This is a genomic window from Belnapia sp. AC561 (genome assembly GCF_979252845.1).
This window is the reverse complement of the sequence record NZ_CEEDBP010000011.1, coordinates 37193-52772: the sequence shown is the minus strand read 5'-3', so window position 1 is coordinate 52772 and position 15580 is coordinate 37193. Positions and strand designations below refer to the sequence as shown.

Genomic DNA, 15580 nt, shown 5'->3' with positions numbered 1-15580 from the left:
GGTCACCCTGTGACGGCGTCGATGTAGTCCTGGTTCACCGCCTGGTAGTTCTCCCCCCACCAGGTACCGTTGATCACCACCTGCTGCTTCTCGTTCTCCGGATCGGTCGGGTTGAAGCGGCGCAGCTCGGCCGGGACCAGGGCGGCGGCCTTTGGATTGGTCGGGCCATTGCCCAGCAAGCCAAGCAGGCCGACCTGCGGTTCCGGCTTGGCGAGCATGCTGGCGAGCAGCCGCTGCGCCATCTCACCGCCCGGATTGCCCTTCGGGATGACGAAGATGCCGGGCTGCAGGATGCCCTGGTTCCAGATGAACTTGAACCGGCCGTTCGATTCCTTCTCCAGCACCGTCGCCCTTGTGTGCCAGATCTGGCCCATCACCGCCTCTCCGGTGCGCATCAGCTGCTCGGATTCGCTGCCATTGGTCCACATGACCAGGTTGCGGCGCAGCTCCAGCACGCGCTTCAGCGCGGCGCGGGTATCGAGCGGATAGAGCGAAGCCGGGTCCTTCCCCATCGACAGCATGGCGGCTTCCAGGGAGCAGGTCGCATCCCGCCGCAGCAACCGCGTGCCGGGGAATTTGCGGGTATCCCAGAAATCCGCCCAGCCGGTGGGCGCGGTCGGGAATTTGGCGCTGTCGTAGACCAGCACGCTGCTGAAGGAATAGGGCGCGGCGCCGTACTCCAGCGCGAAGCCCGGGCCGATGACGTTGCTGCGGTCGACGATCCCGTAGTCGATCCTGGTCGCGAGGTTCAGCTTGCCCAGCAGGTTGGCGCCGCTGGCCGAGCTGTCGCAGAGGTCCCAGGTCGTACGACCGCTCTCGACCATGCTGCGGATGCGCCCCGTGGCCGGGCCGGTGCTGTCCTGCACCACCTTCCAGCCCGGCGTCTCCGCCAGGAAGGGGGCGCCGTAGAATTTGCCGAAGCCTTCGTTGGCCAGGCCGCCCCAATTGACCATGACCAATTGCCGCTCGGCCTGCGCCGCGGCCTCGTCGCCGGCGGCGATGACGCCGAGCGCGGCGAGGCCCTGGAGCAGGGCGCGGCGGGAGAACAGACCGCGCCGGTACTGGCGGAGCGCCAGTGCGACGCAATCCTGCTGGAAACTCTGCATGGGCATTGCCCCTCTTGCGGCGTTGAGCCGTCGGCGTGAACCTCACCCAGGCCTGATCAAAGCGCATTCGGCGCCGGCCGGGGAGCCCTCCATTCGATGTCCGACCAATTGTTCGCCCCCGGTTTTAAGACCAGCCCCTGGTGGTGGGAGGCGGCCGAGCCGCCGCAGCGCGACAATGCGCTGCCGGACAAGGCGGCGGTGGTGGTGGTCGGCGGCGGCTATGCCGGGCTCTCGGCGGCGCTGACCCTCAGGCGGCTGGGCCAGCAGGTGGTGGTGCTGGATGCCGAGCGGATCGGCTGGGGCGCCTCCTCGCGCAACGGCGGGATGGTCTCAGGCGGGCTGAAGGTGGCGGGCACCGGGCTCGAGCAGGCGCATGGGCCGGAGCGGGCCAAGCAGATCGCCCTCGCCGCCGCGGCCAGCCTGCCCTTCATCGAGGAGACCATCGCGCGGGAGGAGATCGACTGCGACTACATCCGCTGCGGCCGCTACGCCGCGGCTTGGTCGCCCGGGCATTACCGCGCCATGGCGGAGAAGGCGCCGCTGCTGGCCGAGCTCACCGGCCTGCCGACCGAGATGCTGCCGAAGGCGCGACAGCGGGAGGCGCTGGGGAGCGACCACTACCACGGCGGTATGCTGGCGGCGGCGACCGGCAGCCTGCATCCGGGCAAGTATGCCCGCGGGCTGGCGGCGGCCGCCGAGCGCGCCGGGGCGCGGCTGGTGGATGGCGTGCGGGTGCAGAAGATCCGCGAGGAGGCGGGCGGCTTCCGGGTGGCGACCGACAAGGGCGAGATCCGCGCCGATGCGGTGCTGGTGACGACCAATGGCTATTCGCTTGATGCGCGCGGCACCGCCAGCCCCTGGCTGGCGCGTCGGCTGGTGCCGCTGAACAGCTACATCATCGCTACGGAGGAGCTGGGCGAGGAGAAGATCGAGAAGCTCTTCCCCGGCCGGCGGATGATCGCCGACAGCAAGCGGGTGCTGAACTACTTCCGGCCGAGCCCGGACGGGAAGCGCATCCTCTGGGGTGGCCGCGCCAGCTTCCGCGCGGCGACGGCGGAGCAGACGGCCGTCGCGCTGCACCAGTACATGACGGCCTGCTTCCCCGAACTGGCCAAGCTGCGGATCACCCATGCCTGGACCGGCCATGTCGCCTTCACCTTCGACTACCTGCCGCATATCGGGGTGCAGGACGGCATCCATTACGCCGCCGGATGTCAGGGCAGCGGCGTGGCGATGGCGACCTGGCTCGGGCACAATGTGGCGATGAAGCTGGCAGGCGCCGCCAATGCCCGCTTCGCGCTGGATGGCCTGCCCTTCCCGACGCGGCCTTTCTATTCCGGCAATCCGGCCTGGGTACTGCCCTTCATCGGCGGGTGGTATCGGCTGCGGGACCGGATCGACCGCATGGCGGCCTGAGGCGGCGCGTTGACAGCGGGGGCGTGGATGGCCGAAGGGACGGCCTGAATCGGAACCCCCCGCATTGACCTATACCGTCCACGAGATCTTCCTGACCACCCAGGGCGAAGGCGCCAACCTCGGCCGCACCGCCGTCTTCATCCGCTTCGCCGGCTGCAACCTGTGGTCCGGGCGGGAGGAGGACCGGGCGACCGCCGTCTGCCGCTTCTGCGATACCGAATTCCGCGGCGGCGAGAAGCATGATGTCGCCAGCCTGGTGGCCGCCGCCCTCGCCCTCTGGCCGGCGGGCGCCGGGCACCGCTTCACCGTGCTGACCGGCGGCGAGCCGCTGCTGCAGGTGGATGCGCCGCTGCTGGCGGCGCTGCACGCCGCCGGCTTCACCGTGGCGATCGAGACCAACGGCACCCTGCCGCTGCCCGGGCCGATCGACTGGGTCTGCGTCAGCCCCAAGGCCGGGGCGCCGCTGGTCCTGGCCGAGGCCAGCGAGCTGAAGCTGGTCTATCCCCAGGCCCGGCTGGACCCGGCGGCGCTGGCTGGCTTCCCCGCCGGGCAGCTTTGGCTCTCCCCGATGGATGGGCCGGAGATCGCGGCCAATACCGCCGCCGCCGCCGCCTATTGCCGGGACCATCCGGAATGGCGGCTGAATATCCAGGCGCACAAGACCTGGGGGGTGCGGTAGCCCCCTCCCCCGCTACTCGAAACGGTTGGACTTGGGGAAGCCGTTCGGCGGCAGCTTGCCGGCCGTCGCGCGGTTGCCACGCCAGGGCGTGACATCGGCCTCGGTGCGGATGCGGTCGCCGAGGCGCCAGCTCAGCCCCTCCTTCCGGACGAAGACCTTGGCATCGGCCAGGCCGCCGTCCTTGTAGGATTGCAGCTGCACGCCGCGGCCGCGCGCCATCTCCGGCACCTGTTCCAGCGGGAAGACCAGCAGCTTGCGGTTCTCGCCGAGCACCGCGACCATGTCGCCCTCGGCGCGCTTGCAGACCGCGGCTTCGCGGCCGGCTTCCAGCACCAGCACCTGCTTGCCGGTCCGCTTCTCCGCTGCCAGATCCTCGCCGGCGACCAGGAAGCCCTTGCCGTCCGAGCCGGCGACCAGGTAGCGGGCGCCCTCGGCCTGGACGAACATGACCAGCACCGCATCCTCGTTGGTCATCTCGACCAGCAGCCGCACCGGCTGGCCGTCGCCGCGGCCGCGCGGCAGGGCCTCGGCCTTCAGCGTATAGGCGCGGCCATTGGTGGCGAAGAGGATGATGCGGTCGGTGCTTTGCGCATGCACCGCGGTGTGCAGCGTGTCGCCTTCCTTGAAGCGCAGTTCCGCATCGGGGCCGAGGTGGCCCTTCTGGGCGCGGATCCAGCCCTTCTCCGACAGGATGACGGTGATCGGCTCGCGCTCGACGAAGGCATTCTCGTCGATGGTGATGCTGGGCATGGTGTTGCCCGTCACGGTGCGGCGGTTGCCGAGCGCGCCGTCGCCGAACATCCGCCGCGTTTCCTCGACCTCCGCGGCGATGGCAGCCCAGCGCTTGGCCTCGGAGGACATCAGTCCCTGCAGCGCCTTCTGCTCCTTCGTGAGCTTGGTGTGCTCGCGCTTGATCTCCATCTCCTCGAGCTTGCGCAGGCTGCGCAGGCGCATGTCGAGGATGGCATTGGCCTGCACCTCGGTCAGCTCGAAGGTGCGCATCAGCGCCTCCTTCGGCTTGTCCTCCTCGCGGACGATGCGGATGACCTCGTCGAGGTTGAGGTAGACGATGAGGAAGCCGGAGAGGATCTCGAGCCGGCGGGCGATGGCATCCAGCCGGTGCTGGGTGCGGCGGACCAGCACGACGTGGCGGTGGTCGAGCCAGGCGCGCAGCACCTCGCGCAGGCTCATCACCCGGGGGGTGCGGTCGGCGTCCAGCACGTTGAGGTTCAGCGGGATGCGGTTCTCGAGCTGGGTGGCGCGGAACAGCGTCTCCATCAGCATCGCCGGGTCGATGTTGCGGTTCTTCGGCTCCAGCACGATGCGCACCTTGTCGGTGCTCTCGTCGCGGATGTCGCCCAGCAGGGGAAGCTTCTTCTCCTCCAGCAGCTGCGCGATCTGCTCGATCAGCTTGGCCTTGGCGACCTGGTAGGGGATCTCCTCGATGATGATGGTATAGGCGCCGAGCTTGCCGTCCTCGCGGCGCCAGGCGGCGCGGACGCGGAAGCCGCCGCGGCCGGTCTCGTAGGCTTCGTGCAACGCCTCCGGCGTTTCCATCAGCACGCCGCCGGTCGGGAAATCCGGGCCCTTGATGTGGCCCAGCAGCTCGGCGGTGGTGGCGGCCGGGTTGGCGATCAGCGCCAGAGCGGCGCCGCAGAGCTCGCCGGCATTGTGCGGCGGGATGGAGGTCGCCATGCCGACGGCGATGCCGGTCGCGCCATTGGCCAGCAGGTTCGGGAAGGCGGCGGGCAGGACGACAGGCTCCTGCTCCTCCCCGTCGTAGGTGGTGCGGAAATCGACCGAGTTCTCGTCGATGCCCTGGAGGAGCGCCTCGGCGACGGTGGTGAGCCGCGCCTCGGTGTAGCGCATGGCCGCGGCGTTATCGCCGTCGATATTGCCGAAATTGCCCTGGCCATCGACCAGCGGGTAGCGCGCGGCGAAATCCTGCGCCTGGCGGACCAGCGCCTCGTAGATCGAGCTGTCGCCATGCGGGTGGTACTTGCCCATGACGTCGCCGACGATGCGGGCGCATTTCTTGAAGCCCGCCGCCGGGTCCAGCTTCAGCTGGTGCATCGCCCAGAGCAGCCGGCGATGCACCGGCTTCAGCCCGTCCCGCACATCCGGCAGGGACCGCGACATGATGGTGGACATGGCATAGGCCAGGTAGCGCTCGGACAGGGCATCCGCGAGGAAGGTATCGCGGGTGCCGCCGCCATCCCCGGAGGGCGGGAGGGTCTTGATGTCGTCGGGCATCGGATCCGCCAGTTTCGTGCTTTGTTCTCACTGGCAGTCTAGCCGAGGGCCGGGCCGATGACCACCCGGCTCTCAGCCGAAATGCGGCATGACATGCTCGGCGAAGACCCGGAGCGAGCGCGCCAGCACCTCGGTCGGCACATCCGGCATCTGCATCCGCAGCACGATCTCGGTCGGGTGCAGCGCCTCCGCCAGGGCCTGCACGCCCTCCCGCACCTCGGCTGGGTCGCCGATGAGGAAGCGGGAGGCGAGCGCCTGGAAGCCCATCGCATCCGCATCGGTCACCAGCGCGCCGCTGTCGTCGCGCAGCGCCCGCTCGCCGGAGGCCGATTTCTTGCCATAGAGGCCGAAGAGCTGGCTGGTGCCGGGGGCGCCGTAGCGGATGGCCTCGCCGCGGTCCTCCAGCACCAGCGCCTCGCGGATCACCGGGCGCTCGGTGGGGGTATAGCCGTAGCGGGCGGCAGCGGCCTCGTAGCGGGCGAAATGCCCGGCCAGCTCGGCGGTGGTATGGCGGGGGGATGCGGTGACGGGGACGCCGCGCCGCGCCGCCCGGTCCAGCATCTGCGGGCCGGAGACGCCGTACCAGATCGGCAGCTCCGGCTGCACCGGGCGGGGCTTCAGCGCCAGGCTCGGCACCTGGAAGAAATGGCCGGCGAAGCCGATGTCGTCCGGGTTGCGCCAGGCCTGCTGGAGGAAGTCGATGATCTCCTCGTGCCGGCGGAAGCGCTCCTCATAGGCCAGGCCGCGGCCGGCGAATTCCTCCCGCACATAGCCCGGGGCGGTGCCGAGGCCGAGGCGGCCATTCGAGATCAGGTCGAGGGTCGCCAGATCCTCCAGCAGCTGCACCGGGTGATACAGGGTGCTGACCAGGATGTTGGAGACGAGGCGGACCCGCTTCGTCAGCCCGGCGGCGGTCGCCAGCACCAGCAGCGGGCTGGGCAGCCAGCCATCGGGCTGGAAATGGTGCTCGGTGACGTGGACGCCGTGGTAGCCGAGCGCCTCCACCAGCGGCAGCACCTCGGTGAACTGGGCGAAGCTCTCCCGGTGGCTGAGCAGCCCGCCCTCCGGCGCGACGAAGCTGAACATGATGGAGAACTTCATCCGGGTGGGCTCCTCGCCGGCTCAGTCCAGGCTGGCCGCCACCCGATCCTGCAGCATGCCCCGCGCCATGGGGAGGCCCTGCTGCTGGTGGCCGAAGGCGTCGCGGCCGAGGAAATGCCCGGTCAGCCGCAGCCCGGCCAGGCAATCCGCCATGCTCACCGGGCTCGACTGGCCCAGCAGGAAGCGCGGCAGCGGCAGCAGCCGGTCGGCCCAGGGCAGGCCCGCCTCGGTGCTGACGGCGCGGCCGGTGCGGGGGGAGACCAGGGTCAGGTCATCGACGCTGCCGGTCAGGGCGCAGCGGGCGAGGTCGAGGCCATAGCCCAGCTCGGTCAGCAGCTCCGCCTCCCAGCGGATGTAGTCCGGCAGGGCGGCGGCGGTCCCCTCCCCCAACCGGGCGATCAGCGCCACCAGGCCATGGAAGCACCGGGGATGCGGCTGGCGTTCCGGCAGGGCGCCCTCGGCCACGGCGCAGGCGGCGCGCAGCAGGGCCAGGGCCAGCGGATCCTCCATGGCCAGCGCCGCCGCCGGATGCACCATCTCGCCCGAGAGGGCGCCGAGCTGGTCGGGCAGCCGGGCGACCCAGCGGGCCTCCACCAGGTTGCCGGGCAGCCACACGGCGGATTGCGCGCGGGAGGCACCCCCCTTGGCCAAACCGGCATGGCGGCCCAGGGCTTCCGACAGCAAGGTCACCACGGCGCCCGATTCGCCGAGCGGCCGGGTGGCGAGGACGACGGCGGGGCCGCTCCATTCGGTGCTCACGTCAGGCTCCGGCCAGGGTCCGGTAAGGCGTCCATGCCGCAGGATGTGGGGCGATGGATGCCTGGGCGAAAGGTATCACGCCACGGGGCGAAGGAGTTGCGCTGGGTGCTGAAAATCTATCCGGGTCCGGTTTCAGGTGAGCTGCCGGCGGAGCTGCCGGCCGGGGCGGTCTGGCTGGACCTGCTGAACGGGACCGAGGCGGAGAAGGCCTTCGTCGCCCGGACCACGGGGCTGCGGGTGCCGGACCTCGAGAGCCTGCGGGAGATCGAGAATTCCAGCCGGCTGATGGCCGAGGGCGAGGTGCTCTATCTCTCCATGCCCATCATCTCGCGCGGCGACGGGCCGAAGCCGCAGGTCTCGGCGCTGGGGCTGGTGCTGTCGCCGCAGGTGCTGCTGACGGTGCGCTTCGCCCCCATCGGCTCCTTCGACAGCTTCGCCGGGCAATTCGGCAAGGCCGAGGACACGAGTTGCAGCTTCGGCGCCTTCATCGGCCTGCTGGAGGCGATGGTGGACCGGATCGCCGATGCGCTGGAGCGCATCCGCGGCGAGCTGGACGACATCTCCCATGCGGCCTTCGAGGCGGAGGTGCCGCTGCGCCATTCGCCGGCGCGGATGGACCGGGTGCTGCGGCTGTCGCTGCGCTCGATCGGCCGGATGGGGGAATATACCTCGAACGTGCGGGATACGCTGCTCGGCGTGGAGCGCATCCTGCCCTTCGCGGTGGAGCAGGCGCGGCGCTGGGTGCCGCCGGAATACGACCACCGGGTGCGCACCCTGCGGCAGGATATCGCATCCCTCAACGACTACGACGCGCGGCTGTCGGACAAGGTGCAGTTCCTGCTCGATGCCACGCTGGGCTTCATCAGCATCGAGCAGAACAACACCATCAAGATCCTGACGGTGGTCTCGGTCGTCGGCATCCCGCCGACCCTGGTCGCCAGCATCTACGGCATGAACTTCAAATTCATGCCGGAGTTGGACTGGGCGCTGGGCTACCCCTGGGGGCTGGCGCTGATCGTGCTCAGCGGGGTGCTGCCGCTGGTGCTCTTCAGGCTGAAGGGCTGGCTGTGAGGCTTCCTGCCAGCATGCCGGCGACCTGACGGGCGAAGCCGGCGGGGTCGCGCGGGGTATCACCATCCTGCAGCCGGGCGAGGTCCAGCAAGGTGCCGGCGGCCGCCTTGAGGTCGTCCCCCGTCTCCGCCAGCTCCGCCAGGCGGCGGATCAGCGGGTGCTGCGGGTTCACCTCCAGCACCGGGTTGCCGGCGCCGAAGCCGCGGCCGGCGCGGCGCAGCAGGCGCTGCATCTGCAGGTCGGGGCCATGCTCCGGCGCGGCGAGGACCACGGCGCTGTCGACCAGCCGGTCGGTGGTGCGGACGTCGGAGACCTCCGCCTCAAGCGCCGCTTTCAGCAGCGGCAGCAGCTTCGCGGTATCGGCCGGCGGCTCGGCATCGGCCACGGCCGGAGCGATGGCGGAAAGGTCGACGCTGCCCTGGGTGATGCTGCGGATCGGCTTGTCCTCGAAGGCATCGAGGCGTTCCGGCCAGAAGCTGTCCACCTGATCCGAAAGCAGCAGCACCTCGACGCCGCGGGCGGTGAAGCCCTCGAGCTGGCTCGACTTCGCCAGCGCCGCCGGATCGTCGCCGACCAGGATATAGATGGCCGTCTGGCCTTCCTTCATGCGGGAGACGTAGTCGGGCAGCGAGGTCCAGCCCTCCTGGGTCGAGGATTTGAAGCGCAGCAGGGGGGCAAGCTCCTTGCGGTGCTCGCTGTCCTCCCAGACGCCCTCCTTCATCACCGGGCCGAAATTCTCCCAGAAGCCGGCATAGCTCTCGGCATCCTTGGCGCGGGTCTTGAGCTCGGAGATGACGCGGTTGGTCACCGCCTTGCGGATGCGGGCCAGCGCCGGGGTGGTCTGCAGCATCTCGCGCGAGACGTTGAGCGGCAGGTCCTCGGTGTCCACCACGCCATGGACGAAGCGCAGCCAGGGCGGCAGCAGCGCGGCCTCGTCGGTGATGAACATGCGGCGGACATGCAGGCGGACGCGGCTCTCGCGCTCGCCCTCCACCGCCTGGAAGGGCTTCATGCCGGGGATGAAGAGCAGCGCCGCGAATTCGGTGGTCCCTTCGGCGCGCCAGTGCAGCGTGGCCCAGGGCTTGTCGAAGAAGTGGCCGACGTGGCGGTAGAAGTCGGCGTACTGTTCCTCGGTGACCTCGGACTTGGCCTTGCGCCACAGGGCGGTGCCCTCGTTGGCCGGGGTGTCCTTGCCGTCCTCGGCAATGGTGATGGGGACCGTGATGTGGTCGGCCCATTTGCGGATGATGGTCTGCAGGCGCAGAGGTTCGAGGAATTCCTCGGCATCCGCCTTCATGTGCAGGGTGATGGTGGTGCCGGGCTCGTCGCGGGTTGCGGGTGCCAGGGTGAAGTCCCCCTGCCCGGCCGAGGCCCAGGTCCAGGCCTCCTCGGTCCCGGCGCGGCGGGACGTCACCTCGACCCGGTCGGCGACCATGAAGGCGGAGTAGAAGCCGACGCCGAACTGGCCGATCAGGCTCGGCCGCTCGCCCGGCTTGGCATCGACCAGCGACTGGGTGAAGGCGCGGGTGCCGGAACGGGCGATGGTGCCGAGGTTCTTCGCCAGCTCCTCCTTCGCCATGCCGATGCCGGCATCGGTCAGGGTCAGGCTGCGGGCGGCCTTGTCCGGCAGGATGCGGATGGCGGCATCGGCCGGCGGCGGGGTGACCGCCTGGGTCAGGGATTCGAAGCGGCGGCGGTCGATCGCATCGGCCGCATTGGCCACCAGCTCGCGCAGGAAGATTTCGCGGTCGGAGTAGAGGGCGTGGACCACCAGGTCCAGCAGGCGGCCGACTTCGGCGCCGAATTCATGCCGCTCGACGGTTTCGCTCACGGGGGATGCTCCAGGGTTGCGGGCTCTCGCGCGGGCGATATGCGGGAGGTTCGTGACGAGTTCAAGGCCGGGGGGTCAAGTGTGGCGGCGGTCGCCGGGACCGCCCCCACGCAGGAGGTCAGCGCAGCAGCGCGCGGTAGCGGTCCAGCATGGCGCGGCCGTCGGGGCCGGCCTTGGCCACCCATTCCTCCTCCTGCTTCGCGCCGATGGCGCGGAGGCCGGTCATCAGCACCTCCGAGGGTTCCGGCGTCAGCATGCCCTGGGCCAGCAGCCGGGCGGTCATCACCTGCTCGGAGGCCTGCGACGCCTCCCAGCCGCGCGCCGTGGCGCGGTCCGCCGCGGCGGCGATGGCCGCCTGGGTCGGGGCATCGAGGGCGCGGAGCGCCCGGGTATTCGCCACCACCACGTTGCGGGTCAGGGTGAAGCCGATGTTGTAGAAGTAGCGGCTATAGTCCCAGGCGGCGCTGTCGACGCCGGTCTGGGCGCTGGTGATCATGGCGTTGATGATGCCCGTCGCGAAGGCCTGGGGGATATCGGCCGCCTGCACCAGCACCGGGGTGGCGCCGAGCAGCTCGGCCATGCGGGCGATGACCGGCGTCTGGGCGCGGAAGCGGGCGCCCTTCAGGTCCTCCACGCTGCGCAGCTCGGTGCGGCTATAGAGGCCCTGGCTGGGCCAAGGGACCATGTAGAGCGCGGTCAGCCCCTGGCGCTCCAGCCGGGCGCGGACGGCGGGCTCGATCGCCTGGCCGAGGGCGCGGCCCTGGGCCCAGGAGGTCGCCAGGAAGGGCAGGAAGTCGACCTCGTAGATCGGATCCTCGTTGCCATAGGCGCCGAGCAGGAATTCGCCGAGCTGGATCTGCCCGGTCTGCACCCCGCGCTTGATCTGCGGCAGCGGCATCAGCGCGGCATTGGTATGGAGCTGGACGGCGAGCTTGCCGGGAGCCGTCGCCTCGATGTCGGCCAGGAAGCCGCGGACGGTCTGGGTGTGGAAATTGGTATCCGGATAGGCGGTGGCCATGACCCAGCGGGTCTGGGCGACGGCCGGGGTGACAAGCGTGACGAGCGCGGCGACGGCCGCGGTGATGATACGGTGCATGCCGCTCCTCCAGAGGATGGTCGGTGCCGTGGAGGGCGCGTTCTTCCCGTTTCGGTTATGACAGGAGGCTGGCGGCGGCGCCAGCGCGGCCTGCCTCAGGCCGCGGCGGCCCGCTGGTCCGGGGAGGGCTGGCCTTGGCGCTCCCGGCTGTCGCGCCACCAGGCGAGGAATTCGCCGGCCGGCATCGGGCGACCGAAGAGATAGCCCTGCGCCTCGTCGCAGCCGGCGGTGGTGATCGCGCGGAGGGCCTCCTCCGTCTCGACCCCCTCCGCCACCACCCGGTAGCCGAGGTCGTGCGAGAGCGAGGCCATGGTTGCAACCAGGGATTGCTTGCGCTCGTCCCCCACCAGCCCGCGGACGAAGGACTGGTCCACCTTGACCACCTGGGCCGGCAGCCGCTGGAGATAGGCGAGGCTGCTGTAGCCGGTGCCGAAGTCGTCGATCGCCAGGCGGATGCCGGCGCCGGCGATGGCCTCGAGCATGGCGAGCGCCTTGCCCGCATCCTGCATGATGGCGCTCTCGGTCAGCTCCAGCTCCAGGCTCGCGGCCGGCACCGCGTGCCAGACCAGGGCCTCCTGCAGCCGGGCGGCGAAATCGGGCTCCTGCAGGTTGGCCGCCGAGATATTGACCGAGAGTTCCAGCGCATGCCCGGCCGCCCGCCAGCGGCTGAGCTGACCAAGGGCGGCTTCCAGCACCCAGGCCGTGGCCGCCCGTGACATCGAGGTCTGCTCCACCAGCGGCATGAATTCGCCGGGCGAGACTTCGCCGAAGGTCGGATGGCGCCAGCGGAGCAGCACCTCGGCCCCCAGGCAGGCCCTCGTGGCCAGGTCGACGCGCGGCTGGAAGACCAGGCGCAGCTGGTCGGCGGCCTCGAGCGCCCCGGCGAAGTCGTTCAGCAGGGCGAAGCGGCGGGTATGCAGCTGGTCCTGGTCGGCGGAATAGAGGCCGCAGGCCTGGGCCGACTTGCGGGCATCCTGCGCCGCGCTATGCGCCATCCGCAGCAGGTCCTGCGGTTCGACCCGGCCCAGCTCGAAGGGCACGACGCCGGCGGCCGGGGTGGTCACGTAGCGCATGCCGGCGTCCTGGCGGGCGAAATCCAGCTTCGCCTCCAGCCGCGGCAGGTAGCTGGCGGCGACGCTGCCCGGCTCCGCCAGGAAGGCGAATTGGGTGGCGTTGACATGATAGGCCTTGGCGGCGGGGCCGATCGCGGCCCGGATCGTCCTGGCCATCCCGGCGACCAGCGCATCGAAATAGGGTGCGCCCATCACCCGCACCGCATTGCTGTGCTCCTCCGGGCTGGCAACCTCGATCAGCACGGCGAGGCACGGCTCGTGGCAGGGCCGGTCGCCGACCAAGTCCTTCAGATCCTCGGCGAACTGGATCCGGTTGGGCATGCCGCTCAAGGGTTCGATCCGGCCGAAGGCATGCTGCAGCTCGACCTGCGCCATGGTCATCGCGGCCAGGTCGTGCAGCGCCGCCAGCTCGGTCGCCGAGGCATCGCGCGGCTCGGCGCCGAGGACGCACATGGCGCCCAGGCCGAAGCCGTCGCGCGTCATCAGCGGCGCGCCGGCATAGAAGCGGATCCCGCTGCGGGCCAGGTGGCAGTCGCGGTAATCGGGGTCGGCCAGCAGGTCGGGAATGACGAGGAGGCGCGTCGTCTCGGCCACCTGGGAACAGGGTGCCTGATGGCGGGGGATCGACTGATGCGCCACCCCGATGCGCGATTTGAACCATTGCCGGTCGTGGTCGGTCAGGGAGACCGCGGCGATCGGCAGGCCGAAGAGATGGGCCGCCATGCGGGTGATGCGGTCGAAGGCTTCGCTCGCCCCGGTATCGAGCAGATCGAGCTGATGGAGCGCCGCAAGACGCGCGGCTTCATGCGAGAAGGGCATTCCAGACCTGTGCAATGGCAACGCAATTGACGCAGCTATCGAGGCACTCCGTCAACCGAAAGTTATCCATTGCACCGCGCCTCATCTATACAGGACCAAGTACAGGACCAAGTCGCCGAATCCTGAATCAATGCTGCAACGTTCCCACCTCAGTGCATGACGTCGCCGCCGTTCGGCGACAGCGTGGCGCCGACGTAGTAGTCCCCGCCCGGCCCGGCCAGCAGCAGCGCCGTCGCCGCGATCTCCTCCGGCCGGCCGAGCCGCCCGGCCAGGATCGAGCCCTCGATCATCGCCTTCCAGTCCGGCCCGCGCGACCGGGTCAGGTCGGTCTCGATCGGTCCCGGGGCGATGGCATTGACCTGGATGCCCTTCGGCGCCGCCTCCCAGGCCAGGTTGCGGGTGAAGCCGATGATGGCGCCCTTGGCGGTGCCGTAGGGGGTGATGTTCGGCCCGCCCTTGAAGGCCAGCTGGCTGGCGAGGTTGATGATCTTGCCGCGGCCCCGTGCCACCATCCCGGCATAGACGGCCTGGGCCATGAAGAACATGCCCTTCACATGCACGTCGATGACCCGGTCGTAGACCTCCTCCGTCACGCTCTCGAAGGGGCCGCGCAGGTTGATGCCGGCATTGTTCACCAGGATGTCGCAGGGGCCGAGCGCCGCTTCCGCCGCCGCGGCGAAGGCGCGGGTCGCGGCCGGGTCGGCGACGTCGCAGTCCTGGGCGAAGGCACGGCGGCCGCGGGCGGTGACGGCCTGGGCCAGGGTCGCGGCCTGCTCGGCATCGCCCAGGTGGCAGATCGCCACATCGGCCCCGGCCTCGGCGAAGGCCAGCGCGATGGCGCGGCCGATCCCGCGGCTGCCGCCGGTGATGATGGCAACCTTGCCGTGCAGCATTCCGTCACTCATGCCAGCAGCCCCCGCATCACCCTGGCGAATGCCTCGCCGATCTCGCGCGCCTGGACATGCCGGCCGGCCTCCACCACCCGCTGGCCGCCGGCGATGACGGTGCGGATCGGGTTGTGCTGGCCGGAGAAGACCCAGGCATCCAGCAGCCTATCCCCGGCATGGCCCGCCAGCGAGGGGTGGTCGCCATCCAATTCCACCAGGTCGCAGCGCAGCCCCGGGGCGATGGCCCCGACCGGCCGGCCGAGCGCCTGGGCGCCGCCGGCCAGCGCGCCATCCAGCAGCCGCCGGCCGGGATGGGGCGAGGCCTCCGTGGTGGCGATGCTGCGCGACTGCCGCAGCAGGCGCTGGCCGGTCTCCAGCAGGCGCAGCTCGTCGCGGGCGGCGATGCCGACATGGCTGTCGGTGCCGATGCCGAAGGCGCCGCCGGCGGCGAGCCACTCGGGCAGCGGAAACAGCCCGTCGCCCAGCGAGGCCTCCGTGGTGGGACACAGGCCGGCGACGGCGCCGGTGGCGGCGAGGCCGGCGGTCTCGGCCGCGGTCATGTGCGTCGCATGGACCAGGCACCAGCGGGCATCGAGGGGCAGGTTGGCCAGCAGCCATTCGACCGGGCGGGCGCCCGTCGCGGCCAGGCATTCGGCGACCTCGCGCGGCTGCTCGGCGACATGGATATGGATCGGCCCCGCCTCCCCCGCCAGCGCCGCCAGCATCGCCGGCGTGACGGCGCGGAGACTATGCGGGGCGACCCCGACCGCCGCCTGCGGATCCCCGGCGGTCGCCGCCCGTGCCGCGCCGACCAGGCGGAGATAGGGGTCGAGGTCGTGCAGGAAGCGGCGCTGCCCTTCGGACGGCGGCAGGCCGAAGATGCCGCCATGGCGATAGAGCACCGGCAGCAGGGTGATGCCCATGCCGGTGCGGCGGGCGGCGGCCAGGTGGCGCAGCAGCATCTCGGCGGGCGCGGCATAGGGGCTGCCGTCCGGGGCATGGTGCAGGTAGTGGAATTCGGCGACGCCGGTGAAGCCCCATTCCAGCAGCTCGACATAGAGCTGGGCGGCGATCGCCTCCAGCGCCTCCGGGCCGAGCCGGCCGGTGAAGCGGTACATCACCTCCCGCCAGCTCCAGAAGCTGTCCTGTCCCGCGGGGCCACGGCGTTCCGTCGCGCCGGCCATGGCGCGCTGGAAGGCGTGGGAATGCAGGTTGGGCACCCCGGGGATGAGGCTGCCGCGCAGCCGCTGCGCGGTGCCGGGGGCGGCATCGGGCGTGACGGCGGTGATCCAGCCGGCGGCATCGGCGGCGATGCGGACGTCGCGGGCCCAGCCATCGGGCAGCAGGGCGGCGGGGGCGAAGAAATCGGGCATGCCGCATCATGCCGGGGACCGGCGCCGGGCGGAATGGCCGAGGCCCCTTCCCCGGACAAGGCCCGCCCTGCCCCGCAAGCGCCAGCGGCGCGCGGCGGTGTTACGGACCACTCACC

Annotated in this window: 12 protein-coding genes; 3 read left to right on the top strand and 9 right to left on the bottom strand. The window is 70.6% G+C overall.

All coding sequences use genetic code 11. The annotated features are described in order from the left end of the window. Positions 1–2: 2 nt before the first annotated feature. The gene (locus tag AC0IW9_RS11465; RefSeq protein WP_471648377.1) at positions 3–1106 is read right to left on the bottom strand and encodes an extracellular solute-binding protein; all 1104 of its coding nucleotides are present in this window, start codon (positions 1104–1106) and stop codon (positions 3–5) included. Between the two features lie 96 nt (positions 1107–1202). Between AC0IW9_RS11465 and AC0IW9_RS11460 the strand changes: the two genes are divergently transcribed. Continuing rightward, positions 1203–2522, top strand: coding sequence for an NAD(P)/FAD-dependent oxidoreductase (locus AC0IW9_RS11460; protein ID WP_471648376.1), 1320 nt, complete (start codon positions 1203–1205; stop codon positions 2520–2522). Positions 2523–2586: 64 nt separating this feature from the next. Next, positions 2587–3201, top strand: a complete 615-nt coding sequence (queE, locus tag AC0IW9_RS11455) for a 7-carboxy-7-deazaguanine synthase (RefSeq protein WP_471648375.1) — start codon at positions 2587–2589, stop codon at positions 3199–3201. 12 nt (positions 3202–3213) lie between these two features. Here the strand turns inward: queE and parC are convergent, their stop codons facing one another. The 3 genes from parC to recO all read right to left on the bottom strand — a co-directional run bounded on the left by parC (position 3214) and on the right by recO (position 7314). After that, positions 3214–5454 carry a DNA topoisomerase IV subunit A gene (gene parC, locus AC0IW9_RS11450; RefSeq protein ID WP_471648374.1) on the bottom strand — a complete coding sequence of 747 codons (2241 nt, stop codon included), beginning with the start codon at positions 5452–5454 and terminating at the stop codon, positions 3214–3216. Between the two features lie 72 nt (positions 5455–5526). Further along, a complete protein-coding gene (locus tag AC0IW9_RS11445) occupies positions 5527–6555 on the bottom strand; it encodes an LLM class flavin-dependent oxidoreductase (protein WP_471648373.1) in 1029 nt (342 codons plus the stop codon). Positions 6556–6576: 21 nt separating this feature from the next. Next, on the bottom strand, positions 6577–7314 hold the full coding sequence (recO, locus tag AC0IW9_RS11440; RefSeq protein WP_471648372.1) for a DNA repair protein RecO: 738 nt from the start codon (positions 7312–7314) through the stop codon (positions 6577–6579). A gap of 105 nt (positions 7315–7419) precedes the next feature. Here recO and AC0IW9_RS11435 point away from each other — a divergent pair, with 105 nt between their 5' ends. Continuing rightward, entirely contained in the window at positions 7420–8385 is a 966-nt protein-coding gene (locus AC0IW9_RS11435) for a magnesium transporter CorA family protein (protein ID WP_471648371.1), read from the top strand. Here AC0IW9_RS11435 and htpG read toward each other — a convergent pair. From htpG to AC0IW9_RS11410, 5 genes are all read right to left on the bottom strand, one after another. Beyond that, positions 8363–10216, bottom strand: a complete 1854-nt coding sequence (gene htpG / locus AC0IW9_RS11430) for a molecular chaperone HtpG (protein WP_471648370.1) — start codon at positions 10214–10216, stop codon at positions 8363–8365. The two genes, AC0IW9_RS11435 and htpG, sit on opposite strands and share 23 nt — an antisense overlap. 118 nt (positions 10217–10334) lie before the next feature. Beyond that, positions 10335–11312, bottom strand: coding sequence for a TRAP transporter substrate-binding protein (locus tag AC0IW9_RS11425; protein WP_471648369.1), 978 nt, complete (start codon positions 11310–11312; stop codon positions 10335–10337). Between the two features lie 95 nt (positions 11313–11407). Then, positions 11408–13204, bottom strand: coding sequence for a putative bifunctional diguanylate cyclase/phosphodiesterase (locus tag AC0IW9_RS11420; RefSeq protein WP_471648368.1), 1797 nt, complete (start codon positions 13202–13204; stop codon positions 11408–11410). Positions 13205–13353: 149 nt separating this feature from the next. Beyond that, on the bottom strand, positions 13354–14109 hold the full coding sequence (locus AC0IW9_RS11415) for an SDR family NAD(P)-dependent oxidoreductase (RefSeq protein WP_471648367.1): 756 nt from the start codon (positions 14107–14109) through the stop codon (positions 13354–13356). After that, entirely contained in the window at positions 14106–15464 is a 1359-nt protein-coding gene (locus tag AC0IW9_RS11410) for a formimidoylglutamate deiminase (RefSeq protein ID WP_471648366.1), read from the bottom strand. Before AC0IW9_RS11410 ends, AC0IW9_RS11415 begins: the two co-directional genes overlap by 4 nt. Positions 15465–15580: the final 116 nt, after the last annotated feature.